27 protein-coding genes and 1 tRNA gene are annotated in these 24936 nt (G+C 66.0%); 9 read left to right on the forward strand and 19 right to left on the reverse strand.

All coding sequences use genetic code 11. The features are described from left to right. The 4 genes from AOP75_RS06540 to AOP75_RS06555 form a co-directional block, all read right to left on the reverse strand. Positions 1–363 (reverse strand): iron chaperone, encoded by a 363-nt coding sequence (locus AOP75_RS06540; RefSeq protein WP_062077521.1) that lies wholly within the window; start codon positions 361–363, stop codon positions 1–3. Between the two features lie 153 nt (positions 364–516). Continuing rightward, positions 517–1077 carry a signal peptidase I gene (locus tag AOP75_RS06545; RefSeq protein WP_062077523.1) on the reverse strand — a complete coding sequence of 187 codons (561 nt, stop codon included), beginning with the start codon at positions 1075–1077 and terminating at the stop codon, positions 517–519. Beyond that, positions 1074–1565 (reverse strand): hypothetical protein, encoded by a 492-nt coding sequence (locus AOP75_RS06550; RefSeq protein WP_062077525.1) that lies wholly within the window; start codon positions 1563–1565, stop codon positions 1074–1076. Before AOP75_RS06550 ends, AOP75_RS06545 begins: the two co-directional genes overlap by 4 nt. A 108-nt stretch (positions 1566–1673) precedes the next feature. Further along, positions 1674–2105 carry a hypothetical protein gene (locus AOP75_RS06555; RefSeq protein WP_062077527.1) on the reverse strand — a complete coding sequence of 144 codons (432 nt, stop codon included), beginning with the start codon at positions 2103–2105 and terminating at the stop codon, positions 1674–1676. A 486-nt stretch (positions 2106–2591) separates the two neighbouring features. On the opposite strand from AOP75_RS06555, the gene AOP75_RS06560 reads away from it, so the two are divergent. Then, positions 2592–3521, forward strand: a complete 930-nt coding sequence (locus tag AOP75_RS06560) for a hypothetical protein (RefSeq protein WP_062077529.1) — start codon at positions 2592–2594, stop codon at positions 3519–3521. 59 nt (positions 3522–3580) lie between these two features. On the opposite strand, the gene AOP75_RS06565 is transcribed toward AOP75_RS06560, so the two are convergent. Both AOP75_RS06565 and AOP75_RS06570 read right to left on the reverse strand, forming a co-directional pair. Beyond that, positions 3581–3653, reverse strand: a tRNA-Lys gene (locus AOP75_RS06565). Positions 3654–3666: 13 nt separating this feature from the next. Next, a complete protein-coding gene (locus AOP75_RS06570; protein WP_062077531.1) occupies positions 3667–4596 on the reverse strand; it encodes a phosphotransferase in 930 nt (309 codons plus the stop codon). Positions 4597–4691: 95 nt separating this feature from the next. Here AOP75_RS06570 and AOP75_RS06575 point away from each other — a divergent pair, with 95 nt between their 5' ends. Continuing rightward, positions 4692–4889 (forward strand): hypothetical protein, encoded by a 198-nt coding sequence (locus AOP75_RS06575; RefSeq protein WP_161794545.1) that lies wholly within the window; start codon positions 4692–4694, stop codon positions 4887–4889. A 94-nt stretch (positions 4890–4983) separates the two neighbouring features. On the opposite strand, the gene AOP75_RS06580 is transcribed toward AOP75_RS06575, so the two are convergent. From AOP75_RS06580 to AOP75_RS06635, 12 genes are all read right to left on the reverse strand, one after another. Further along, entirely contained in the window at positions 4984–6870 is a 1887-nt protein-coding gene (locus AOP75_RS06580; protein WP_062077535.1) for an alkyl/aryl-sulfatase, read from the reverse strand. A 125-nt stretch (positions 6871–6995) separates the two neighbouring features. Continuing rightward, a complete protein-coding gene (locus tag AOP75_RS06585; RefSeq protein ID WP_062077538.1) occupies positions 6996–7433 on the reverse strand; it encodes a MarR family winged helix-turn-helix transcriptional regulator in 438 nt (145 codons plus the stop codon). 111 nt (positions 7434–7544) lie between these two features. Then, entirely contained in the window at positions 7545–8189 is a 645-nt protein-coding gene (locus AOP75_RS06590) for an NAD(P)H-dependent oxidoreductase (RefSeq protein ID WP_062077540.1), read from the reverse strand. Continuing rightward, a complete protein-coding gene (locus tag AOP75_RS06595; RefSeq protein ID WP_062077542.1) occupies positions 8186–8626 on the reverse strand; it encodes a MarR family winged helix-turn-helix transcriptional regulator in 441 nt (146 codons plus the stop codon). Before AOP75_RS06595 ends, AOP75_RS06590 begins: the two co-directional genes overlap by 4 nt. A 70-nt stretch (positions 8627–8696) precedes the next feature. Beyond that, positions 8697–9011, reverse strand: a complete 315-nt coding sequence (locus AOP75_RS06600) for an AzlD domain-containing protein (protein ID WP_161794546.1) — start codon at positions 9009–9011, stop codon at positions 8697–8699. Then, positions 9011–9793 (reverse strand): AzlC family ABC transporter permease, encoded by a 783-nt coding sequence (locus tag AOP75_RS06605; protein ID WP_152649977.1) that lies wholly within the window; start codon positions 9791–9793, stop codon positions 9011–9013. The genes AOP75_RS06600 and AOP75_RS06605 overlap by 1 nt, the downstream gene beginning before the upstream one ends. A gap of 212 nt (positions 9794–10005) precedes the next feature. Further along, the gene (locus AOP75_RS06610; RefSeq protein ID WP_062077548.1) at positions 10006–10293 is read right to left on the reverse strand and encodes a DUF1540 domain-containing protein; all 288 of its coding nucleotides are present in this window, start codon (positions 10291–10293) and stop codon (positions 10006–10008) included. A 215-nt stretch (positions 10294–10508) separates the two neighbouring features. Beyond that, positions 10509–10892, reverse strand: a complete 384-nt coding sequence (locus AOP75_RS06615; protein ID WP_062077550.1) for a DUF2218 domain-containing protein — start codon at positions 10890–10892, stop codon at positions 10509–10511. A 71-nt stretch (positions 10893–10963) separates the two neighbouring features. Then, the gene (locus AOP75_RS06620; RefSeq protein WP_062077552.1) at positions 10964–11722 is read right to left on the reverse strand and encodes an iron ABC transporter ATP-binding protein; all 759 of its coding nucleotides are present in this window, start codon (positions 11720–11722) and stop codon (positions 10964–10966) included. Continuing rightward, on the reverse strand, positions 11719–12765 hold the full coding sequence (locus tag AOP75_RS06625; protein ID WP_083966749.1) for an iron chelate uptake ABC transporter family permease subunit: 1047 nt from the start codon (positions 12763–12765) through the stop codon (positions 11719–11721). Before AOP75_RS06625 ends, AOP75_RS06620 begins: the two co-directional genes overlap by 4 nt. Then, positions 12752–13738: an ABC transporter permease gene (locus tag AOP75_RS06630; RefSeq protein WP_062077554.1), complete on the reverse strand. Its 987-nt coding sequence runs from the start codon at positions 13736–13738 to the stop codon at positions 12752–12754. Before AOP75_RS06630 ends, AOP75_RS06625 begins: the two co-directional genes overlap by 14 nt. 4 nt (positions 13739–13742) lie before the next feature. Next, positions 13743–14768 (reverse strand): siderophore ABC transporter substrate-binding protein, encoded by a 1026-nt coding sequence (locus tag AOP75_RS06635; protein WP_083966751.1) that lies wholly within the window; start codon positions 14766–14768, stop codon positions 13743–13745. A gap of 435 nt (positions 14769–15203) precedes the next feature. Between AOP75_RS06635 and msrB the strand changes: the two genes are divergently transcribed. Together msrB and AOP75_RS06645 are read left to right on the forward strand one after the other, a co-directional pair. Continuing rightward, positions 15204–15617 carry a peptide-methionine (R)-S-oxide reductase MsrB gene (gene msrB / locus AOP75_RS06640; RefSeq protein WP_062077556.1) on the forward strand — a complete coding sequence of 138 codons (414 nt, stop codon included), beginning with the start codon at positions 15204–15206 and terminating at the stop codon, positions 15615–15617. Positions 15618–15648: 31 nt separating this feature from the next. Beyond that, the gene (locus tag AOP75_RS06645; protein WP_062077558.1) at positions 15649–16248 is read left to right on the forward strand and encodes a hypothetical protein; all 600 of its coding nucleotides are present in this window, start codon (positions 15649–15651) and stop codon (positions 16246–16248) included. A gap of 9 nt (positions 16249–16257) precedes the next feature. On the opposite strand, the gene AOP75_RS06650 is transcribed toward AOP75_RS06645, so the two are convergent. Continuing rightward, positions 16258–17277, reverse strand: a complete 1020-nt coding sequence (locus tag AOP75_RS06650; protein ID WP_062077560.1) for a LacI family DNA-binding transcriptional regulator — start codon at positions 17275–17277, stop codon at positions 16258–16260. A 184-nt stretch (positions 17278–17461) separates the two neighbouring features. On the opposite strand from AOP75_RS06650, the gene AOP75_RS06655 reads away from it, so the two are divergent. From AOP75_RS06655 to AOP75_RS06675, 5 genes are all read left to right on the forward strand, one after another. Further along, a complete protein-coding gene (locus tag AOP75_RS06655) occupies positions 17462–19483 on the forward strand; it encodes a beta-galactosidase (RefSeq protein ID WP_062077561.1) in 2022 nt (673 codons plus the stop codon). Next, entirely contained in the window at positions 19480–20403 is a 924-nt protein-coding gene (locus AOP75_RS06660; RefSeq protein ID WP_062077563.1) for a carbohydrate ABC transporter permease, read from the forward strand. Before AOP75_RS06655 ends, AOP75_RS06660 begins: the two co-directional genes overlap by 4 nt. Before the next feature lie 53 nt (positions 20404–20456). After that, entirely contained in the window at positions 20457–21281 is an 825-nt protein-coding gene (locus AOP75_RS06665; RefSeq protein ID WP_062078486.1) for a carbohydrate ABC transporter permease, read from the forward strand. 55 nt (positions 21282–21336) lie between these two features. Continuing rightward, positions 21337–22686 carry an ABC transporter substrate-binding protein gene (locus AOP75_RS06670; RefSeq protein WP_062077565.1) on the forward strand — a complete coding sequence of 450 codons (1350 nt, stop codon included), beginning with the start codon at positions 21337–21339 and terminating at the stop codon, positions 22684–22686. A 91-nt stretch (positions 22687–22777) separates the two neighbouring features. Continuing rightward, positions 22778–24913: an alpha-galactosidase gene (locus tag AOP75_RS06675; protein WP_062077567.1), complete on the forward strand. Its 2136-nt coding sequence runs from the start codon at positions 22778–22780 to the stop codon at positions 24911–24913. The last annotated feature ends 23 nt before the right edge of the window (positions 24914–24936 follow it).

Raw genomic sequence — 24936 nt, forward strand, 5'->3', positions numbered from 1 at the left:
TTACGCACACTGGACCGTCCCAGGTTCGGCGGCGTGCAGCAATGCGACGAGGACCTCGTGGGGGATCGGGCGCGTGGCGGTAAACGTCACGCCTGTCTTCGTGTGCTTGAGACCAGCCTCGGTGAGGAGGTCCTCACACGCGGCAATCGCCTCAGCTGGCAGGTACAGGCCGCATTGCTTGGTGAAGGCGGCATACCCCACCACGGTGCCGTCGCTCAGAAGAAACCCGGGCATCTTGTACTGCACCACTTCATCGGCGTCAGGGAAGGTCGCGGCAATGGTCGCGCGCAACTCTCGCAGGACGTCGTGAAACGCCGCAGGTGCGGATTCGATGTAGTCGTCGTGTGTGCGTGGGGTCGCCATGGCCACCATTGTGGTGTGTGGGTCGGGCCGGGGCGACTGCGGTGACGTGTCGCGCGCGGCTTCGCCCGCGCTCCGTTTGCTTGTTGCCTCCACACGGACACGGAGGCCGTTCACGGCGCTCACGCGTGATCAATGTGCCCTAGGTCCACTTCTTCAACGGTGGCGGCTCGCTTGCTGTTGAGGTTGCGAGTGCGGGTCGGCTGGCGTGGGCGCCACGTCGTCACCACTGTCCGAATCAGGCGCTGGGCGCTTCTTCTTGTCGTCGGGAAAAGCGAGTACTAGAAATACGAAGGCGGCAAGGAAATAGGTGAATGGTGGCGTAATCAAGACATGGCGAATGAGCATGATGATGTCACCTGCACCCGGCACGTGAATCACCGCTTTGCCGAGCACTTCGTCGCCGGTGGTCTCCCACATGTCGATGCGGTCGTTGTTGTCACCTTGGGTGATGAATCCGCTGTCGCCGTCTCCGTCGACGATCCGATGGATGACGTTCGCTGATCCGGTGGTGAACACGACGACGTCGCCGACGGCGTAGGAGTCTTGCTTGCGCGCGGCAACAAAATCACCGCTTTCATACAAAGGTTCCATGCTTGGCCCGGACACCGTGATGTATGTCATCGACCCGCCCATAGTCTCGGGCCACACAAAAAGCCACGCTGCGATGGCGACCGCTGCAGTGAGGGCGATGTTAATGGCGCGGCGGTAGGTCACGGTGCCAGGTCATCTTCAGGCTTGGGAGCTACGGGCTCGTCAACGTGTGTCTCGGATAGTGCCGGTGGCGCTGCCGGCTCGACACACTCGACCACCTCATCTGCAATCGGGTCGTCAACCGCAGTTGTGTCTTCAGTCTCGGTGCTGCTGATGGGCTGTTCGTCTTGCTCGGGCACGGCTGAAGGTGATGGGCTCGGCGCGGTCTCGTTGGGCGTTTCCCGGTCATCGCTCGGTTCCGCCTGGGAAGGGGCCGATGGAGGGGCAACCGGCGCCATTTGCTGCGCTTGCTTGGTATCGCAAGGATTGACAACGTCCCAGCCGATGGTGACATCTGATCCGGAGCCCGCGGGAGCGCACTCTTCGATGAAAACGTCGAAGCTGGTAATGGTGGGGCGGGCGCTGCTCGTGAGAGTGGCCGCGCTCGCGGAGCCCACGGCGATCACGACTGCGCCGAAAGCGGCCGTGACAACGTGCGCGGCTCGGATCACGGAACGCTCCGATCTGTGTCTGCTGGAGTATTGCAAGTTGGCGGGATGCCTGCGCGACGCCCGGCCGAATCAATGGCGAACGGCCGGGCGTCGCACGTGCAGTGGCGTTTAGCCGGAGTACACGTTCAGGTTCAGGCCACCGAGATCCTTCGCGAGGAACTTCTTGGAGGAGATGTCGATGGTGAGGACGCCGTTGGCGTCGGTGGTGAAGTTCGCGGGGTCGTTGAGTGCGTCCGGCCCGAAGTATCCGGCCCAACCACCGTTGGTCTTCAAGAGGCCGCCCTCGACGACCAGGCCGGCGTCATCCGCGCCAAAGTCGAAGGTGATGGTCTGAATCGCGGGCGCGGTCTGCTGAGGGCTAGTGCCGTTGTTCAGGCCGATCCAGGTGGTGTCGAACGAGACGTCTTCAAGGCTAGCGCCGGAGACCTCGACCACACCGGCAGCGAGGGTCTCATCCGGAGTCGAAAGCTGGGCCGCGGAAGCGGCACCAGCGACGACGAGAGCGGCGCCACACGCGCCAATGACGATCTTCTTGATCATGTTTGTCCCTTTTCTGCCGCGTCAGCGGCTGTCAATGCCCGCGCGAAAATAAAGGGAGGCGACAATGCCCATTTTCAACGATGCGATATGGCTCGCGTCGTCATTTCCCCTCAGTCTGACGAGCTGCCAAAGTTGCGATTTTCGCCCCCCCAGCAATGTCAACGTAGCGGTGATCCCTGGATTGGGCAATAGGGAAAGTGCACCTTCATGGAAAGTTTACGGGGATGGTGCAGATTAATGTCCCTTAAGTCCAATTTCTGCCTCCCGTCGAGGGCGGTCACCACTAACGCTGCCCGAAGATCTCGCGCTGTCACAAACTAAAACGTCGGGACACACTCATGCGCGCGAGGCGTGCGTGTGCTTGCCGTCGCAGTCGACCATTGGCGTCAGGGGGGGGAGTCTCTACGGTGGCGGGAGGACGGGACCAGAGGGAATTCCGGCCGATGCTCTCACCGAGGCCGGCATCGACTACGTAGTGTGGCTGCCGTGAGCCGTTTCGACTTTGACGAGGGCGCCGACCAGGTTGCGCCAGTTCGTGCGTGGCTTCGCGCGGAGCCGATCAGCGTTGTTGTCATGCAGAGCGTATGGATGTCGGAGTACGGCACCGCGTATGCACCGACCACAGGGAACTACAGGCGAGCGGTAGCGGCAGTGGCGTTACATCTGTGGGACCGTGGCGACGTGCCCGCGCCCTTGTGGTTCGGGCGTCGAGGCTGGGACAGCGGGGATGTGACTCCGTGGGGTGCACGTCTGGCTGACGCGCTCGCGTTCCATGTCGCGCACATGTATGGAATCGACAGTGCGGGCTGGGCGGTAGTGCTCGATCGCCGATACGCGTCGTACGGTGCCCCGGTCCTGGCCTCCCACTCCTACGTGCAACCGCTGATCGCGGTGCGTGCGTTGCTGAGGGTGGTGCGGGGTGACGAGCCTGTTTCTGCCATGGCGTTCCCGTTCACCACGATGCCTGAGTTGCTTAAAGGCGTCGCCCCGGACCCACGCCCCACCGACGCGGATGTCGACGTAGCCAAGGCGCGACGCGCCGCGAAGCCGCGCTTGGGAGGGCTGCTGGGCAAGGGTGCGCCTACGTGGCACATCGACGTGCCTCCCCTGCTCGCGGAGGCGCCGCCGGTCGCGGAGATCGTGAAGATCAAGACCCGTGAACTCTCGGTTGAGGAACTGATTCAGGATGTCGAGCCTTCGGACCGGAAGGAGTTCACCTTTCTGGTTTCGGTGCACGAGGCAGCCCTGCATCAATGGGGCGAGGCCGCTTACGGGAGGTACGAGGCGGCGCTGGCGGCTCAGCCCGGCATCGAGGCTGTGGAGGGCGAGGATAGAGAGCAGTTCTACGTACTCGCGCCTTCCCTCACGGCTGAGCAGGTCTTGGCGGCCGCGAGGGCGGCTGCACCGCGGCGCTGACAACCCGCCTAGCCGCGCCGCGAGAGCGTCGGGTGCCAGCCTGGCGCTCTTCCCAAAAGTGGGCCCCGTGGGGCTCGAACCCACGACCTACGGATTAAAAGTCCGCTGCTCTACCAACTGAGCTAGAGGCCCTCGGCCACCCATACTACGAGGCCCTGACCACTCCCAGTGCCGCGAGCCCGCGCCAGGCCATGATGGTGTTGGCTTCGCGACCAAGTGTCGCCCACCGCAAGCACTTCGCGAGCGCAACGCCGCGCGCCCGGTCAACGAGCCCGGGGTCCTCGCATCCGGTGGCGGCAACGTAGGCCTCGACAGCATCGGCTATCCCGTTCGCCTCAAGCACCGTGTACACAAACCCTAGGTCCACCGCCCGGTCACAGGCCGCCGCCTTGCCCCAGTCGATGATCCCGCCGAGCGTCCCGCGCCGCTCCAGCACGTTGGACCCGTGCAGGTCCGCGTGTGACCACACCGCCTCGGTGGGCGGGGGAGCATTGAGCGCCCGGCGCCACAGCGCATGCACCCCGTCAAGGTCCAGCGGCGCGGACTGGCCACTCGCGGCCAGCGTGGCGAGAGCGTCCCCGACGTCGGCGGTGCGCTCGGCCATCGCCAGGGATTGCTCGGGGTTGTAGGGGGCGTCGGCCGTCGCGGGGCGGTGAATCTGCGCAATCGCCCGCCCCAGGGCTGGTGCGGCGCGGGCGGGCAAAGGCTCAGCGTCCGTGGTCCGGCCAGGCAGCCACGCGACAATGCTCCACGCCCACGGATAGCCATGCTGGGACCGGCCCATGCGCACCACGTGGGGATGCGGGAAGCCCCAACCCGCACCATGGTTCGCGATGAGCCGTGTCTCCAGCTCAAGCGGCCCCACCGCAGCCTCGACACGCGGGAGCCGGATGCTCAGGTCTGGCCCCAGTCGGAACACCGCCATGTCCCACCCGTCGAACCGTTCGCCCAGGTCCAGGTGGGCGAGGTCGGGGTGCTGCGACGCGACCAGCGCATGGGCCAGCTCACGCGAGATGGACGAGTGCGCCGCGGGCGGCCCGGAATCCAGGACCCCGGGGGCTGCGCCGCTGCTCATACGGCGACCGTATCAGCGCGCCGCCCGCAAGGAATGCCGCGCCGGGCGGGCCTGTTGACGTGAGTGACCGCACCCATGGAAGGGAGTTCATGATCATGACTGCTCACGAACCGCGCGACCAGGACAAGCCCATCGACGTCGACAACGCCGCCGACCACCGGCCTCCAGAGCCGGGTGATCCCGGCCAACCCCCGGAGACGGACACGACCAATCAGAATCCGCAGGCGAAGGAGCCCAATCCTTCGCAGATTCACAAGCAGCAACGCAGCCAGGGCATGAACCACGCCGACTAAGCCCTGAACAATGCCCGATGCCGGGGTGAGAACCGTACGGTTCTCACCCCGGCATCGGGCATTTATGCGTCAGGTCGCCCGCCGAGCGTGGGGTTTACGGGGTGACGATCGCGAACCAGAGGTTGAAGTCGTCGAGGAGCTTCGTGAACGCGATGAAGGAATCCGCATTCCCGTCGATCGTCACGTCGCCGGAATCGAGCGCGGCCTCCAACGTCGTTTCTCCCAGCACAATGGCGTCGAGAACCGATCGAGGGAAGCTGACGGTGGCATCGGCCCCCTCCTTGTTTCCCTCACTGTGGTTCAGCACGCCGTTGCCCAGTTCAAGCACGTAGTCCTCGCCGATGTCTGGCAGCGTGAGGTTGAACACCGCCTGCAGGTCGCCCACCTCGGGGCCGCGCAGCCGCATCGCCAAGTAGTCGAGGAACATCTCCACGGACATGGCCTGCACGGAATCTGCGGAGGCGGTGACCGTGACGATTTGCTCCTGCACGCCGCGGCGAAGTTCAAGTGCGCCGGTGAGGTAGAAGTTGCGCCAGGTGCCGTTCTCGCTTTGGTAGCCCAACTGCTCAAAGGTGTCGGCGAGGAGTTCGCGTGCCTGAGTGTTTGAGTCGTCCGCGTACACGACGTGCTTCAGGGCCTGTGCGACCCACCGGTACTCGCCCTTGTCGAAGTCCTCCTGAGCCTTGGCGATCACGGCGTCAGCGCCGCCCATGTATTCGACGGTCTTGAGGGCGGTCTTCACAGGAGGCAGCGGGTTCAGGTTGGCCGGGTTGGCGTCGAACCACCCCAGGTAGTAGACGTACGTGGACTTGGTGTTGTGCGACACCGAGCCGTAGTAGCCGCGGTTGGCGAAGCGCTGATCCGTGCGCGTGGGCAGGGTGATTTGCTCGGCGATCTCGTCCGGAGTGAAGCCAGCATTGGCCAGGCGCACGGTCTCGTCGTGGATGTACCGGTACAGGTCCCGCTGCCCCTTGATGAGGTCGACAATGTTGTCGTTACCCCAGGTGGGCCAGTGGTGGGACGCGAACTCCACCTCGGCATCGCCAAACAGGGTGAGCATCTCGTTCAGGTGCTTGGACCACACCAGCGAGTCGCGGATTTTTGCGCCGCGCAACGTGTACACGTTGTGAAGCACGTGCGTGAGGATTTCCGCGCCGCACAGCGCCTTGAAGTCCGGCAGGTAGAAGCACAGTTCGGCTGGCGCCTCGGCACCGGGAGTGTTCTGGAAGACCACCCGCACGCCGTCGACGTCGAGCTCCTGCCCGGTCTCCGTGATGATGTCCGTCGGGGCCAACAGCGTCACGCGGCCGGCGGACGTCATGGGGCCAAGCCCGGCGCCCACGGATCCCTGTGGGCCGTAGCCGACCAGTTCTCCATACATGTACATCTTGCGCCGCGACATGGCGTTGCCGAGCATCACGTTTTCGCTCACGGACTCCTCGAGGAACCCCTCGGGTGCGATGACGCGCTGCTCACCAGCGGCGACCTTGGCGTCATCGATCACGGCGCGGACGCCGCCAAAGTGGTCGATGTGGCTGTGGGTGTGGATCACGGCCACGACGGGCAGGTCCTCAACGTGCTCGCGCAGCATCTTGTATTCGAGCTCCATGGGCTCGCAGGAGATGGGCGGGTCCACGACGATCCAGCCGTTGTCCGAGCGGATGAAGCTCTGAACGGAAAGGTCAAAGCCGCGTGCCTGGTAGATGCCGTCGGCAACCTTGTAAATTCCCGCCATGGTGATGAGTTGTGCTTGGCGCCACAGCGAGGGATTCACGGTGTCAGGCGCCTCCCCCTGGAGGAAGGTCCAGCGGTCGATGTCCCAGACCACCTCGCCCTTGTCGTTGGTGATCTGCCCAGTGGCCTCCACCACGAGGCCCTTGCGGGCGTTGTCGAAATCGGTGGTGTCATCGAAGGGCAGCTGGTCCCGGACCGCCTTGTTGGCGGCGATGGTGGCTGGGGTGGCCGGCTTGGGGTAGTTCATGGTGCTGCTCCTTTACTGCGATTGCTGTGGCTGTATGGCGGTGGTGCTGTGGGCGCGCGAGGAGTGCGTCACTCTCACGCTACGGGTCAGTGACGGTTGCCGCATGGCGCTGTGGGTAGGGCGCGTCACAGGCTGCCCTTCTCATTGAGTAGGGCAGCGACGACCGTGAGGTCGCTATTGAGTCGCTGAGTGTCGATGTGCGCCGCGCGCGGGTCGTCGAAGATGCTGGCGAGCCGCTGTTCGAGGTCGGCCGCAGCGACCTCGACCAACGCGCGCGAACGGTCTGTGAGAGATAGGACCACGCGACGGGCGTTCGCCGGATCCGTCCCGGTCGCCAGCCAGCCAGACGCGACCATTGGTGCCACGCGCTTGCTGACGGCCGCCTTGGACACGGCCATGCGGTGCGCAAGCCGCGTAACGTCGCAGGGCTCAATTTCTGAGCAGTTCGCGAGAAAGACGAACTGGCTGAGGCTGAGTCCGTGCTCGCGTACCAAGAGGGCTTCGACGGCGTTGTCGAGCGCCGTGGTGGCCTCGTGGAGGGAGAAGCTCAGCTTGTCGGACATGCCTACATGTTAACTCGTTAACACGTAGGTTGTCAACTGGTTAACACGTAGCTTGGGCCGATGCTCGGGTGAGGTGCGTACGGGCCTCACCCGGGCATCGGCCAGGTGCGCTTAGGCGCCGACCGGCGCAGGCCTGAGCGCTGGGGTGAGTGCGGCGTCGGCGCGCCCCTGCCGTGCCGAACGCTCGAGCGCCGCCTCTCGCTGACCCGGGGTGCTTCTGCGCACCTCCGCCACGCGCGTGACGCCCACGGTCTTGATGCCCACAAACCACAAGGTCGCGGTCTTCAGCGTGCGAATCGCCGCATCGCGGTACGCGAACCGATTCCACGACAGCGGTGAATCCATGGTCATGACGATCCGCGCCGTCCTGCCGGTCAACAGCTTGTCCCAGCCCTGCCCCTTGGGGCGGTAGCGGAAGGACTCGCCCGCCACAATGACGCGGTCCAGCCAGGCCGTCAGTGCCGCGGGGTACGTGCCCCACCACTGCGGGAAGAAGATCGCGACGTGATCGGCGGCGCGCACGCGAGCGACGTAGTCCGCCACCTCTGGGCTGAGCGCGGGCGCGTCCTCCGAACGGGGCGTTTGCAGTTGATACATCGAGGTGGGGTGGTCGGGGATGGGGTCCGATGCCAGGTCAACCACGTCGACCTCCGCGCCCGCACCGCGCGCGGCGTCGACGTAGCGCTGAGCCAGGGCGTGGTTGAGGCTGTCGGCAACAGGGTGGCCAATGACCACCAAAATGCGTGGGGTTGTCACGAGGAGGCTCCGTTCTGTCGCATGAGCGCAACGAGGGTGTTGAGGTCGGCATTGAGTGCATCGAGGTCGATCCCTTGCGCGCGGGAGGCTGCGACCAGGCGGGCGAGGTTGTCGTCGAGGGCGCGTCCCGCCCGCGCCACGAGGTCGCGGGCCGTTGGCGTGAGCTCGAGCAGCACCCTCCGGCCCGGCCCCGGCGGCGTCGAGGTCGAGATCCAGCCCGCCTCCACAAAGGCGGGCACGCGCTTGCTGACGGCCGCCTTGCTGGTGCCAAGGCAGTGCGCGAGCCCCGTCATATCCGTGGGCTCAACATCCAGCAGGGTCGCGAGGAAGATGAACTGGCTGCCGGTGATGTCGAAGTGCTCGCGCAAGTGCTGGTCGGCAGCGTGGTCGAGTTCCCACACGAGCTCGTGGAGGGTGAAGGTGATCTTGTCGGACATGCCTTGAAGTCAACCAGTTGACTTAGGTTGATGTCAACCCGTTGACTTCGCGGCTGCCGGCAAGGTGCGGCTACAGGCCGGCGACGAGGAGCAGCGCGAATGCGGTCGCGCCCGCGACGAGCGTCCAGCCCATCGACCGCTTCCACAGCGCGACGCCCACGGCGACCAATGCCGCGAGGTGCCAGGCGCCAAAGTCGCGCCATGCTCCCTGGTCGAGGAACAGCGAGTTCGCGATGATGGCCGCCATTGCCGCGGGCGCGACCAGGGTCAACGCCTTGCGCACTCGTGGGCTCAGTTGCTTGCCATCTCCCAAGAGTGCGATGCCGGACAGCCTGATCAGGTACGTGCCTATGGCCGCGAGGGTGAACACGATGAACGCCGTCATCATGATTCTTCACCCGCTGAGCGGCCCTCGGGAGTGGCCTTGTCGGGAACGAAGGCGCCCAGCGCAATCCCCAGCAGCGCCCCACTCAGCACGTTGAGGCCGTACGGGAGATCCTTGAGCAGCAGCACCACGGCGATCGCCACGCCGGCTGCCGCCACGGACGGCCAAGTGCGCAGCGCGGGGACCATGACCGCGATGAACATCAGCGGCACAATGAAGCCAATCTGCCAGGCCTCCGGAATGACGGGGCCGAGCAGCGCGCCCGCGGCGGTGCCAGCAATCCACACGCCCACGAAGGGCCCGGAGACGCCCAGGATGAACCACCGGCGACGGACCGGGTCAGGCCAGCGCGGGGCCTCGAGCACGGACACCGCCGCGGACTGGTCCGTCATCAAATACGCCAGCGCGAGCTTCCACCGGCGGGGGAACGCCGCGAACACGGGCGCCAAGGACGCGGAGTACAGGGCGAGCCGCGCGTTGATCACCAGCGCCGTGGCGACCGCGATCAGCAGGGGCGCGTTCTGGCGCAGGGCCTCGACAATGGCGATCTGGCTCGCGCCAGCGGTGACGGTTGACGATGCGTAGGGGGCGAGCCACGCCGGCAGGCCCGCCTCGACAATGAGCGCGCCGAAGGCCAGGCCAAAAACGATTGAGCCGGGCATGAGTGGGGCGATGGCCCTGGAGCCCGTCCAGAAGTCTCGCCATTGTTGGCGGCCGATGCCCCAGAAGGTTCCGCGTGCAGGCTCGCCGTGGGTGCGCGACGGCTTAGGGGACTCTGTCACGCCGCCAGTGTGTCACGAGGGCGCAGGGGGCAAAGGCGGTCCGAGTGGGGAGCCGATGCTGCATCCGGGGGCTCGCCGCCTTCCCAGGGCATCCCCCGCCCGCCCGCCCCCCCCGCCCGCCGCGTGCATGTGGTTGCCGAGAATCGCTCGATTGTCGGCAACCACATGCACGAGAGAGTGGAGAGAGTGGGGGAGGGTGAAGGGGGCTGCGCCTAGCGTGCCTCGAAGGTGAGGCAGTCGGCGGTGTCGAACGATGCGCCCACCTCGATGGCTTCTGCGGTGCAGGCCATGTCGTTGTTGAACTTGCATTCGGTGCGCATGCAGGCACCCACGCCGGCAATGTCTGCGTGGCCGGCCTTCGAGTCCGAATCAACGAAGGTCGAGCAGTGTGCGTGGTCGCCGGACACGTTGATGGCGCCGGCGCGGCAGCCGTCGTGGTTGAAGCCGCAGGACTCCACCGAACACGACGAGACGATGGGCAGGTTGATGATCGTGGCCATGATTCCTCCTAGGCATCAGTGTCAATGCCTCCACTGTAGGACGAGAAATGCCACTTTTCTACATTTATGAATATATTGACAATGCCGTTTCTTAATCATTTACGAAACGGCATTGTTGCGAATAGGTGAGCCTTAGATGCTGTTTACCAGGCATGATGCTCGCCCCGGGTGGTGCCCGTTCGATTTAGCCAACACGGGAGCAGATTTAACGAACATCATGAGGCGTGCGCAGTGGCGGCCCGTTCTTCCGCGACCTCTGCCCGCCGCGCCGCGGCGATTTCCTCACGCTTGGCCTCGAACGCAGCCGCGATCGCGGCGTCGTCCCACGTCATGGCCAGGCCCTCCTTGGCGGCAAACTTTTCCAGGTGGCCCCCCACAATGCCCATGGATCGGTAGACGTCCTCGTCCGCCGCACCCGTGATGGCCACCTCCAGGGAGCCTGGCAGCACGGTCAGCGTGCTCGTCGCGCTCTGGAAGACAACGGTCCCCGAGCCCTCGTCGTGCGTTGCCTCGATCTTTTGGCTCAGGTGCGAGCACAGTTGCTTGAGGTAGCGCGCGGGACGGTCGGTGGTAAACCGACCGGTGATGGAAAGGGTCATGACTGCTCCTGACATCCACGGTGACGGCACGTGCGGGGGTCACCCGGGCATCGACCCTCACCGACTGATCGCTAACGGAAGTAGGCGGCGATCCGGTCGCCGCCTACGGTGTGCACGGAGAACTCCATGCCGTACACGTCGCCCAGGGCGTGCTCGCTGATCACGGCCTCCGGTGGGCCATCGTGAACGACCTCACCGTCGCGCATCGCGATGATCCTGTCGGAGTACACGGACGCGTAGTTCACGTCGTGCAGCACCAGGACAATCGACTTGCCCTTGTCATCCGCCAAGCGCCTCAGCAGCCGCATCAGCCCGGTCGCGTGGACCATGTCGAGGTTGTTCAGTGGCTCATCCAGCAGCACGTAGCGGGTGTCCTGCGCGAGCACCATGGCGACGTAGGCGCGCTGACGCTGACCGCCAGAGAGCTGATGAATGGGGCGCTGCGCGAGATCCACGAGGTCGCAATACTCCAGGGCCTCTGCGACGGCAGCATGGCACTCGGGCGTGAGGCGACCGTGCGAGTGGGGGTAGCGCCCAAACTCGACAAGCTCCTGCACCGTGATGCGAGCGGTGGTGTGGGCGTCCTGGCGCAGAATCGAGAGTTTCTTTGCGACCTGCTTGCTGGGGGCCTTGAAGACGTCCACGCCCTCCACGGAGACGTGCCCGGCATCCGCGCCCAGGATGCGCGACACCATGGACAGCAGCGTGGATTTGCCCGCGCCGTTGGGCCCGATGAGCGACGTCACACCCGAGTCTGGGAGCTGCAGATCAACGTGGTTGACGACGGTGGTGTCGCCGTACGTCTTCGTCAAGGAGTCAATAGTGATCATGAGCGTGCCTCCTTCAGCAGCAGACCAATAAAGTACAGACCGCCCACCACGTTGATGATCGAGCCCAGGGTGCCGTTGTGATCCAGGACGTGCTCCAGGATTGCTTGGCCGGCCACGAGTGCGACGATCGCCACGAGCGAGGCCACCGCGAGGTTGATGACGTGGCGATGGGTGCGGGTGAGTTGGTAGGCAAGGTTGGCCACCAGGAGGCCAAGGAACGTGATGGGGCCCACGAGCGCGGTGGAGACGGACACCAGCAGCGCGATGATGAGCAACAACCACGTCACGGTGCGGTGGTAGTCGAGCCCAAGGGTGATGGCGCGCTCGCGGCCCAGACTGAGGACGTCTAGCTTTCCGGCCATGCGGAACACCGCGACGATGCCGACCATCAGCATCGCGCCACCGATCCCTAGCAGGGTGGTATCGATCGCGTTGAACGAGGCAAACAGCGTCGACATCAGCGAGTCGAACTCGTTGGGGTCCATGGTGCGGAACATGAAGTTCGTCAGCGAGCTGAAGAACGTTCCTGCGACAACGCCAACCAAGATGAGGGTGTAGAGCCCTCGCTCGCCGTTGCCCAGAATCCACCGGTACAGCGCGGTCGCGCAGCCCATCATGAGAACCGTGTTGGCGGCGAACATCACGAGCGGGTCGATCCGCGCCACGGTGGCGGATCCCAGGAGGAATACCAGGGCCGTCGCGACCAGAACGTAGAGGGCGTCGAAGCCCATGATCGACGGCGTCAGGATGCGGTTCGCCGTGAGGGTCTGGAACACCACCGTTGAGGTCGCGATCGCGATTCCGACGACTGTGAGCGCGACGACCTGCTCGCTGCGGCGGGGGAGCGCGAAGTCCCAGTGGCCGTTGACGTCCCAGGTGAGGAACAACGCCAGCGCGGCGAGCAGGAGGAGTGCCAGGCCCGCGAAGACGCGCTTTTGCCGGGTGGTGAGGTGGCGTGTGGAGTGGGCCGATGCCCGGGCCGCCGGGTCGGAGACCTCGGCCTCCGTGGGGAGGGCGAGGGTGGGCTGCTTACGCTGTGGCATAGCGGTTGCTCCGTCGCAGGATGAGGGTGAGGAAGACGGCGGAGCCGATAGTGCCGACGATCACGCCAACGGCGATCTCGTAGGGGAAGATCACGACGCGTCCCACGATGTCGCACACCAGCACGAGTGCTGCGCCCAGGAGCGCGGTCGTGGGCAGGACGCGGCGAATGTTGTCGCCAAGCATCATGGTGACGATGTTGGGGACGATCAGCCCCAGGAAGGGGATAGCGCCCACGGTGGTGACGACGACGGCCGTGACAAGCGCGGCGATGGTGAGGCCCCCGGCCATCGCGAGCCGGTAGTTCACGCCAATGTTCGTGGCGAACTCTTCTCCCATGCCAGCGGCGGTGAACCAGTTCGCGAAGACGTACGCGAGCACGGCGACGCCGCCCGCGAGCCACAGGGTCTCGTAGCGGCCCTGGATGATTCCGGAGAAGTCGCCGTTCATCCACACGCTCATGGTTTGCGTGAGGTTGGTGCGGTAGGCGAAGAACTCGCCAATGGCCGCGTACACGCCTCCGAGCACAATGCCCACGAGGGGGACAAACACGACGTCCTTGAACTGGACGCGTTGGATGAGCGCAATAAAGAGGGCGGTGCCGGCGAGTGCGAAGACGCAAGCAATGGCGATCTTGCCCATGATCGCGGTCCCCGGGGCAATGATCGTGACGGCCAGCAGTCCCAGGGCGGCCGCATCCACGGTGCCGGCGGTGGACGGTGCCACGAACCGGTTGCGCGCGAGGTGTTGCATGATGAGGCCGGCGACGGCGAGCGCCGCACCCGCCAGAATGATCGCGAAGGTGCGGGGCAGGCGCGATTGCACCAGGACCTGGCGCGCAGCTGGGTCGGACCATATGGCGCTGAAGTCAACCTGGGCGACTCCGATGAACACGGAGACCACGCCGAGGACAAGCACCGCCGCGGCCGCTACCCAGGGGGCAGCGGCCGCGACGCTAGAGCGTGAAGGTGCCAAGGCCTTACTCGACGATCGAGGCAACCTCATCGATGATGCTGTTCACCGACGTCAGGCCGCCGAAGGACAGGTACCACTTGGCGGTGTCCGCGTACACGACGTCGTCGTTCGCGACGGCGGTGGTGCCGTTCACGAGGTCGTTGTCGAGGATGGCCTGTGCGGCCTCAGCGCCCTCGGTGCCGATGGCAGCGTCGCGGTCGAGCACAATCAGCAGTTCGGGGTCGAGCTCGGCGAGGTACTCGAAGGAGATGGCGTCACCGTGCGAGTCGATCGCGATCTGCTCAGCAGCGGGCTCGACGCCCAGCAGGTTGTAGACGAAGTCGAAGCGACCCTCTTCTGAGGGGCCGTAGGCGGACAGCTCTCCGCCGGAAGTCATGACGACCAGGCCAGCGCCAGCGTCTGCGGCCTGGGCGGCCGTGGCCTGGACCTTCGCGGTTACCTCGTCGACGGCGGCCTGGGCCTCTTCCTCGGCGCCGAAGATTTGGCCAATGGTCGTGGTGTTGCGGATGAAGGACTCTTGGAACGGAGCGCTGCCCCAGCCGAAGGACAGGTCGATGGTCGGGGCGATCGCCTCCATGTCTGCCATGGTCGCGGCGGAACGGCCGCCCACGATGATCAGGTCAGGCTCCACGGCGTTAATGGCCTCGTAGTCGGGCTCGAAGAGGGTGCCAGTGTTCTCGGTCGAGGTCTCGAAGTCCGTGGCGAGGTAGTCGGGAAGGGCGTGGTGAGGGATGCCTGCCACGTTCTCCGAGGCGCCCAGCGCCTGAATGGTGTCGAGGATGCCGTGCTCGAAGACAACGACCGTCTGCGGGTCGAAGGGCACGGTGACGTCACCCTGCGCGGTCGCCACGGTGACCTCGGTGGGAGCCTCTGCGGCCGCGTCTGCGGTGGCGGTTGCCTCCGTGGTGGCGCCGGCGGCGGCGGTCGTGGAGGTCTCGGCCTCCTCGGCGGCGTCGGTTGCGCACGCGGCGAGAGCAATTGCGGCAACGGCGGCGAGCGCCGGAAGGCGCAGCGTCTTGACAGCAGACATGATTCTCCTGAGGTGGGATGAGTGAGGTGACTTCGACGTCGAATGGGGCCTAACCAGGCCCGGCGCGATTTACGGTAGCGGAATATTGCGAAAATAGGAATCCGTCACTGTGATGTTGCGTAAATGTGACATCGCCCCCTCCTCGGCGAGGTGCTCGTGCCGTCTCTGAGGCATCGGCTCACAAGAATTTTGGCCACCGGGGAACAAACCAAGGCCTAAGTGCGTAGAAGTAAGTGAACCCGCCACGGCGTGAGCCGCATGGGCTCCACTGGCGACGCGCCTGCTGGGCTGAATACCCCCCCCTCAGCCAGTCCAGCATGGCGCGTCGCTTGGCACGTACCCTTGAGATGAGTCCACAAGACCCTCGGGCGTGCCGCCGTGGCGGGTTCCTCTACACGGGGTCCGCGCGAACGCGGGCCAGACAAGGAGAAAGCCATGTCCCCCAAGGTTGAGCGCACTGACGCCGAGTGGCGCGAAATCCTGTCCGACCAGGAGTACCAGGTGCTTCGCGAGTCGGGTACGGAGCGCGCTTTCACCGGCGAGCTCCTCGACAACACCCGCGAAGGCGTGTATCGCTGCCGCGCGTGCAACGCCGAGTTGTTCCGCTCAGACACCAAGTTCGACTCGCACTGTGGCTGGCCGTCCTTCTTTACTGCAGAGAACGACGCCGTGGTCCTCAGCGAGGACGCATCGCTTGGCATGATCCGCACCGAGGTTCGCTGCGCTACCTGCGACTCGCACCTGGGCCACGTTTTCCCGGACGCGCCGCAGACGCCCACCGGTGACCGCTTTTGCATCAACTCTGTGTGCCTCACCTTCGAGGACGCTGACGGAACTCAGGGCGCCTGAGTTGGCCGTCCCGCGCTTCAGGCGCCCCGCCATGCTGGACATGGAAGAGGCTGAGCAGATCGAAGGCGACATTGACCCCGCTGACCGCGGTCTCATTGCGCACGAAACTGCGCTGGCGCTCGTGTCGCAAGCCCGAGCGTCGCAGGACCCGTCGCTGACTGAGCGTCTGGTGCGGCTGGTCGACGAGGAGGGCATCGATACCGTTGCCATGATGTGGTCCAAGGCCGGCGCGACCACGCTCCCCGGCGCGTTGTGGCGCATCTACATGCTGCGCGAGTGGGTGAAGTTTGATGCGCCCTCCGTTGCACGTTCGTATCACCATGGAGTGCACGCCGCTCACGTGCGGCATGCCATCGCCGGAGTCGAGGACCCGCCCGGGCCTACGGAAGTGAAGGCGCTCGCGGACTCTGTGCTGTCGGGCGTGTTCTCGGGAGACCTCGCGGTCGCACTCGAGCGGGCCGGCGCATTCTGCCGCGTCGTGGCCACCGGCGCCGCGTATGAGGCCGAGTCAGACGACGGTCACAACGACAGGCGTGCCCACGAGACGTCGCTGCGCGCCGCGCAGTTGTTGCGCACCGGCGAAGAGCTGGAGAAGTGCGCATCCATGTGGCGCGAGGACCGCCTGGACTAGGCGCTGGCGCTACGCAGAGTCGCGCCACACCACGGGCGTGTCAAGAAGGACGCCGCTCGTGGGTCCGTCCTCTCCAGCGATGGCAGCAAGCACAGCTGCGGCCGCTGCCTCTCCCAGACCACGCGCTGGCTGATGCACGGTGGACAGCGCGGGACTGGTGCGGTGCGCCCACGCGCTGTCGTCAAAACCCACGACGCCAATATCCTCTGGCACCCGCCGGCCCATGTCCTGGAGCGCCTGCATGGCTCCCGCAGCGAGCGAGTCGGATGCGGCGAAGACGCCGTCCAGGTCCGGTGCGCGCTCAAGCAGCGCACGCATGGCGTCCGCTCCGCCGCGGAACGTATAGAGCGGCGTTTCCTCGACCAGCACAGGGTCAAAGCGGTCGCCCAGGGCGTCGGTGAAGCCCGCGAGCCGGTCGGCACCGGAGTCGCGGTCGAGCGCCGCGGCGATCATGCCAATGCGTGACCGGCCGGTCGCCATGAGTCGCTCAATGAGCTCGCGAGTGGAGCCGCGATTGTCGATCCCCACCCAGGGGGCCGTGAGGCCAGGGGGGTGGCCCACAAAGACGGCGGGCACTTGCACGCGTTCAATGGCGCGGGTGATGGGGTCATCGACGCGGGCGGACACCACGATGGCCCCGTCGACAAAGCCGCCGGCAAGGTAGCGAGCGACGCGAGAGGTGTCGCGCGCGGAGTCGACGATGAGGAAAACTAGCTGGTAGTCGGCCTCTGACAGAGCGGCGTTTGCGCCCAAGGTAATCGCGCCGATGTTGGGGTCTTCGAGGAACAAATGGTGCGGTTCGTGCACGATGAGGGCGACGGCCTGGGTGCGTTGACGCACCAGGTTTTGCGCTGCCGTGTTGGGGGAGTAGCCGACCTCAGCGATGGCTTGCTCGATGGCGCTGCGGGCTGCCGCAGAGACGTAGCGTTCGCCGTTGAGAAAGCGGCTCACCGTGCCGCGGGAGACTCCGGCCGTGCGTGCGACGTCGTGGACCGTTGCACGCTTGCGACTCTGCCCACCCTGACTCATGGGGACACCCTACTCACCCGGGGGGCTTGACGAGAACTGCCGATCGTGAATAGTGTGTGCACGTGCACAGAAACGGCGGTGCCACCATCGCCGCCCATTCTGTGCACGTGCACACATCGCTGTGGGCCTAGCGCTGACGCGGAGTGTGCACGTGCACACTTAGCGACTACTCAGGCGAGGTCCCATGTCTCACTCGACGCCACCCAGCGCTCCCGCTGGTGCGCCCTGGCGCGGCGCCATCGCGTACGGCTGCGACTACAACCCCGAGCAGTGGCCACGCGAGGTGTGGGAGCTCGATGCCGACCTGATGGTGGAGGCGGGCGTCACCATGGTCGCCGTCAACATCTTTGGCTGGGCACACATCAACCCCGCAGACGGCGTGTGGGACTTCGAGGGCCTGGACGCCGTGCTGGACCTGCTGCACTCCCGCGGTATCGCGGTCAATCTGGGCACCGGAACCGCGTCAACCCCGCCGTGGCTCACCACCGCCCACCCCGAGATCCTTCCCGTGATGGAAGATGGCACGCGTCGCTTCCCTGGCGGGCGACAGGCGTGGTGCCCCAGCTCCCCTGAGTACCGCGCGCGGTCGCTCGACCTCGTCGCACGGGTGGCCGATCGCTACGGCGACCACCCCGCGGTAGCCCTGTGGCATGTCTCGAACGAGCTCGGTTGCCACAACGCGCTGTGCTACTGCGACCACAGCGCCGCGGCCTTCCGCGAGTGGCTTCGGGAGCGCTACGCAACGATCGACGCCGTGAACGACGCCTGGGGCACCTCGTTTTGGAGCCAGCGCTACGGAGCCTTTGACGAGATCCTCCCGCCGCTCGCGACAGTGTCTTCCCGCAACCCAAGCCAGGTCCTCGACTTCCACCGTTTCAGTTCCGACGCGTTGCTGGCGCAGTACCGCGCCGAGCAGGACGTGCTGCGGAAGAAGTCCTCAGTGCCCGTGACCACCAACTTCATGGTCACGGCGCACATCCGGAATCTCGACTACGCACAGTGGGCCCCACACATGGACGTGATCGCCAACGATCACTACCTGGACCACCGCCTTGCTGACTCGGAAGCGGAGATGCACTTCAGCGCGGACCTCACGCGTGGCCTCGCCGGCGGCGAGCCGTGGTTGTTGATGGAGACCGCAGTGGGTGCGGTCAACTGGCAGCCACTGAACTCCACGCGCGCCCCGGGCGAACTGCGGCGCCACGTCTTCTCCCACGTGGCTCGCGGTGCAGATGGCATTCACTTCTTTCAATGGCGTGCCTCCCTGCAGGGAAGCGAGAAGTTCCACTCGGCGATGCTGCCGCACGCCGGCACCCAGTCCCGCGCGTGGGAGGAGGCGCGAGACCTGGGCTCCGAGCTCGCCGCGGTCGGCGAACTGGCCGGCACGCGCACCGAGGCGCACGCAGCCATCATTTTTGACTGGCCCTCCTGGTGGGCCGTGGATGGCGAGAGCGTGCCGAGCTCACACGTGCGCTACCTCGAGCAAGTACACGCCGCCCACGCTGCCATGAGCGCGGCGGGAGTCACGGTCGACGTGGTCCCGGCCACGGCCGACCTGAGCCGCTACTCACTGGTGATCGCGCCCGCGTGGCACGTGGTCAGCGACGCCGCAGCCGGCGCGCTCGACGAGTATGTGCAGGGCGGAGGTCACGCTCTGGTGACGTTCTTCAGCGGAGTCGTCGACACGCACGACCGGGTACGCGCCGGGGGTTACCCTGGAGCCTTTCGCGATCTCCTTGGGGTAGTAGTGGACGAGTTTGCGCCCCTGCCTCAGGGCGACACCGTGACGCTTGAGTCCGGTGCACAGGCGACCTTGTGGTCAGAGCGAGTGACGCTGCGCGGTGCGATGGCGCAGGACTCCTTCGTGGACGGTCCCATGGCCGGCGGCGCCGCACTTACGCGCCACTCGTACGGGGCTGGCACGGCGTGGTACTGCGCCACCGCATTGGGCCCTGCCGCCTACGCCGACCTGGCCCGCCAGCTCGCCGATCAGGCGCAGATCCCGCGCATTGGTGGCGCCAACGCGCGCGTGACCGCGGTGCGGCGCTCCGGCGAGAACGGGTCCTACGTCGTGATCGCGAACAGTTCCAGCCAGCCCGCATGCGTGGATGTGCGCGGCACCAACCTGCTCACGGGCCAGCCGTGGCAGCCAGACACGGCGCTCGCCTCGGGTGACGTCGCAGTTGTACGAGAGGAGGCGGCATGAGTGCCGCACCAGCATTGGCGAGCGTGGCATCGACGCCACCGCGCCGTACCCCGCTGAAGGTGCAACACAAGGGCGCCATCGCTGCGCTCACCATTCCCTTCTGCACGCTGTTCGTGTTGTTCTACCTGATCCCCATCGGCTACGCGTTTTGGCAGTCGCTGCTCGTCGTCGAGCGCGATGGCACCTACGGCGAAGCGACCAAGGTGTTCGGCGGTTTCCAGCAGTACGCCCTGGTGTTCCAGAACGAGGCCTTCTGGGACTCCATGGGCAGGATGTTCCTGTTCGGCATTGTGCAGGTGCCGGTGATGCTGGGCCTAGCGCTGCTGTTCGCGCTGCTCCTGGACTCGTCACTCCTGAAAGGCCGGCGCTTCTTCCGCCTCGCCTTCTTTGTGCCCTACGCCGTCCCCGGGGTGATCGCGGCGATCATGTGGGGCAACCTGCTGTCGCCCAACCTCTCGCCGTTCACATCGCTGACCAGTTCCGTCGACCTCCTGGGCCCAGAGCTCGTGTTGTGGTCCATCGCGAACGTCGTGACGTGGGTGTTCGTGGGCTACAACATGCTGATCATCTACTCGTCCTTGCTGTCGATCCCGAGCGACCTCTACGAGGCTGCCCGGCTGGACGGCGCGGGTCAGCTGCGCATCGCGTGGTCCATCAAGATCCCGCTGGTGCGGCCCGCGATCATCATGACCGCGGTCTTCTCGATCATCGGAACGCTGCAGTTGCTCGCTGAGCCGCAGGTATTCCAGTCCTTCAGCTCCGCGGTGACCTCCACGTTCACACCCAACATGACCGTCTATGCCACGGCATCGGTCCCCAACACGAACCTGGCCGCCGCAATGTCAGTGGTGCTCGCCCTCGTCACCTTCGTGTTGTCGTTCAGCTTCTTGAAGTTCACCCAGCGAAAGGGCATCTCGTGACCACCACGGCTGTACGCACCCGCGGCACCGCTCGCGGTCCGCGCGATTCCCTCATGTCCCGCACCACCGCCATGATCATCATGAGCGTGTTCACGGTGTACTTCCTGTTGCCCATCTGGTGGCTGTTCGTCGCCTCGACCAAGTCCACCGGAGACATCCTTACCTCCGACCCGCTGTGGTTCGCCGACCCCCAATTGCTGTCGAACCTCGGGGACCTCTTCGCCTACCGCGACGGCGTCTACCTCCGCTGGCTAGGCAACTCGGTCTTGTACGCGGGGCTCGGTGGCCTGGTGGCGACTCTGTTGGCTGGCATGTGCGGCTACGCCTTGGCCAAGTACCACTTCCGTGGCCGCGAGTTCATGTTCTCGGTGGTCCTGGGTGGCGTGCTGGTGCCGGCCACGGCCCTCGCACTGCCGCTGTTCCTGCTGTTCAGCCAGGTGGAACTGACCAACACGTTCTGGGCGGTGTTCCTGCCGTCCATCGTGAGCCCCTTCGGCGTGTACCTGACGCGCATCTTCGCGGCAGGCTCCGTACCGGACGAGCTCCTGGAGGCCGCCCGCTTGGACGGCTCCGGAGAGCTGCGGACCTTCTTCACCGTGAGCCTGCGCCTGATGTCCCCCGCGCTGGTCACCGTGTTCTTGTTCCAGTTCGTCACGATCTGGAACAACTTCTTCCTGCCCCTGATCATGCTGCGGGACGAGGCTCTGTTCCCCGTCACGTTCGGGCTGTACGGCTGGAACACCCAACTCAACCAGATCCCGGAACTGCGCATGTTGGTGCTGGTCGGGGCTTTGGTGTCGATTATCCCGCTCGTCGTGACGTTCCTGTCGCTGCAGCGGTTCTGGCGCAGCGGCCTTGGTGCCGGCGCCGTCAAGTAGCAACCCCGGCGCAGCGCCCGGCTGCGCCGTTCAAAGAGAGAAAGCAGGCATTGCAATGAAGCACATGAGAAAGGCGGCCGTGGTCGCCCTGCTGTCATCCTTCGCGCTCGCAGCGTGTTCCAGCGGTGACGAGGGATCTGAGGCCGCCGCCTCGGGTTCGGGTGCGGACGCCGCTGGCGGCGCCTGCGCCCCTGCCGGTGAGGACGTCACGCTGAGCTTCACGACGTGGATCCCCGGCATCGAGGGTGTCGTCGACATCTGGAACGAGCAGAACCCTGACATTCAGGTCGAGGTCCAGACTGGCCCCAACGGCCTGGGTGGCACGTACCAGAACTTCTTCAACCAGATCGAGGCGGGCAACGCTCCTGACCTGGGTCAGATCGAGTACGACGCCCTGCCCAACTTCCGCGTCCAGGGTGGACTCGAAGACCTGAGCGCCTGCGAAGACGTGGTCGCGGCCGAGTCGGAGTTCGTGGAGTGGACCTGGAGCCAGGTGACGCTCGGCGAGGAGTCCAGCATCTACGGCATCCCGCAGGACTCGGGCCCCATGGCGATGTTCTACCGCAAGGACCTGTTCGAGGAAAACGGCATCGAGATCCCGACCACGTGGGATGAGTACGCTGAGGCCGCCGCGCAGGTGCGCGAGGCCGGTGGCTACATCACCAACTTCTCGCAGACGGACATCAACCAGTTCGCTGGCTTTGTGTGGCAGGCAGACGGTCAGTGGTTCTCCACCGAGGGCGACGAGTGGACCGTTGAGCTCGACTCCGACCCGTCGCTGGCGGTCGCCGATTACTGGCAGGGCCTGCTCGACGAGGACCTCGTCGCGACCTACCCTGCCTGGACCGACGAGTGGAACAACGCGTACAACTCGAGCGAGGTGTGGACCTGGGTCTCGGCCGTCTGGGGCGCCAACTCCATCGCCTCGGGTGCGCCTGACACCGCTGGCAACTGGGCCGTCGCTCCCGCACCGCAGTGGGAAGAGGGCGGTACGGACGCCGGTAACTGGGGTGGATCCTCGACCGCAGTCCTGAAGGGCAGCGAGCACATGTACGAGGCCACCAAGTTCGCGCTGTGGCTCAACACGTCGGAAGAGGCACTGACGGCTCTCAACGAGGCCGCCAACCTTTACCCGGCAACCATCGCAGGCCTGGAGCTTCCGGTGCTCAAGGAGGGCGTCGAGTTCTACGACGACCAGCCCATCTACGACGTGTTCGCCGAGGCCGCCAAGCAGGTCGTGCCCGACTTCACGTGGGGCCCCACCATGACCCAGGTCTACGCGGACGCCTCTGACGGCTTCAAGGCTGCGGCGACCGGTTCCGGCACGCTGGCTGAGGCCCTGACGACCGGCAACCAGAAGACCATCGACGCGCTCAACGCACAGTCGATCCCGGTGGCCGAGTAACCGCCAGGTCTCATAACACCACGCAAGAAATATCGTGGGGGTGGGTGACAACCGTCGCCCACCCCCACGACTGTGTGAAAGTGGGAACACCATGAACGACCACCAGGTGTGGCACCTGAACGCCGCAGGCGTCAGCTTTGCCGTCGCGGCAGATTCTCGCGGCGCGCGCATAGTCCACTGGGGCGCCGAACTCACAGACGCGGACGTCGAGGCGCTCGCAGCGAGTGACCTGCCGGCAGTCACGTTCAGCTCTTTCGATGAGCCCCGCGTATTCCCCGTGCTGCCGGTGGAAAGCACGGGCTGGTCGGGTACGCCCGCGCTCGCATGGCACCGCGCCGGCGCCTTGCCGGCGCCGCACCTTCGCTTTGACGGCGCCGACCGTGCCGGGAACCGGCTCGTACTTCGGTGGGACGATGCCTCGGCGGGGGCCTCAGTGCAGGTCACCTACGGCTTGGACGAGTGGGGCGTGCTCTCCGTGGCGACGACTGTCGAGGCGGCTGAGCATGCGGCTGGCCCCCTCGATGTACTCGGCGTCCGCGCTGTGCTGCCGCTGCCTGCACGCGCGAGCGAGATCATCGACCAGACCGGACGCTGGACGCGCGAGCGCGCTCCGCAGCGCACGCCGGTGCGCGACGGTGCTCACGTGCGCGCGTCGCGTCGCGGCCGCCCGGGGCACGACGCCCCGTATCTCACCATGGTCGCGGAAGCCGGCTGCGGTTTCCGCGAGGCAGAGGTGTGGGCCGCCCACGTGGCGTTCAGCGGCAACCACGAGGTCATCGTGGAACGCCTGCCGGAGGGCGCCGGTGTGCATCAGTCCGCCCTCGTGGCGGGTGAACTGCTCCTGCCAGGCGAGGTGCGGCTGGATGCCGGCGAGGTGTACGAGTCCCCGGTCGTGCTGTGTGCGTGGTCGGGAGAGGGGATCGACGGGCTCAGCGCGCGCCTGCATGGACACGTGCGCGGCCGCGCGGCTCACCCGCGCTCACCCCGGCCCCTCACCCTCAACACGTGGGAAGCGGTGTACTTTGACCACGATCCGGCCGCGATCGAAGAACTCGCGCGCGTTGCCGCAAGCGTGGGGGTGGAGCGCTTCGTCCTGGACGACGGGTGGTTTACCCGGCGGCACAGTGACTCAGCGGGGCTGGGTGACTGGCGCGTGGACCAGGCCAAGTGGCCCCACGGCCTAGGGGTTCTCGCTGACGCCGTGCACGGGCTCGGCATGCAGTGCGGCCTGTGGGTTGAGCCAGAGATGGTCAACCTCGACTCGGACATTGCTCGCGCCCACCCTGAGTGGATCCTTGGCGGTCCCGACGCGCCCACGTGGCGCCACCAGCTGCCCCTCGACCTCACGGTCCCTGAGGTGCGCGCCCACCTTCTTGACCGCATCGGCTCCCTGGTCAGTGACCACGGCATCGACTACCTCAAGTGGGATCACAACCGCGAACTTCACGCTGCGGTGACCCACGCGCAGGGCCGAGCCGCCGTGCGTGCGCAGACCCTCGCCGCGTACAGCGTGATGGACCAGTTGGGGGAGCGCTTCCCGGAGTTGGAGATTGAAAGCTGCGCGTCCGGGGGCGCGCGCGTCGACCTCGGTGTGCTCGAGCGCACCCACCGGGTGTGGCCATCGGACGTCAATGACCCGGTGGAGCGTCAACGCGTCCAGCGCTGGACCGGAGTCCTGCTGCCGCCAGAGCTCGTGGGCACCCACGTGGGGCCAGCAACCGCCCACACCACGCACCGGACCACCGACCTGTCGTTCCGGATGCTGACCGCATTGTTCGGGCATGCCGGTATTGAGTGGGACCTCACGCAGTGCGATGAGGACGAGCGGGCCGCCTTGCGTGCCTGGACGGCGACGTACCGCGAGTTCCGGTCCCTGCTGCACGGCGGCATCACCGTGCGCGCTGAGCTCGCCGACCCCGGTGCCATCCTCCACGGCGTGGTCGCTCCGGATGCCTCCCGTGCACTGCTGTGTTGGGCCCGGCTTGAGACATCCGGGCCCGCGTCCACGCCGCGCGTGCCCATCCCGGGGCTCGACGACCCCACGCAGTACCGCGTGACCGTCCGGGAGCCGTTCGGCGCTGCCCATCGGCACCAAGTGGCCGACCCCGCGTGGGTCGCCACGGGCGTCACGATGAGCGGGCGAGCACTCCGCACGGCCGGCCTCCCGCTGCCGCTGCTGGACCCCGCGCAAGGCCTCTTGCTCGAGTGCGTGCGCGTTCCAGCGTGACTGAATCGGGGCATCGGCCCGCT

The organism is Demequina globuliformis (assembly GCF_000975155.1).
Lineage (GTDB): Bacteria > Actinomycetota > Actinomycetes > Actinomycetales > Demequinaceae > Demequina > Demequina globuliformis.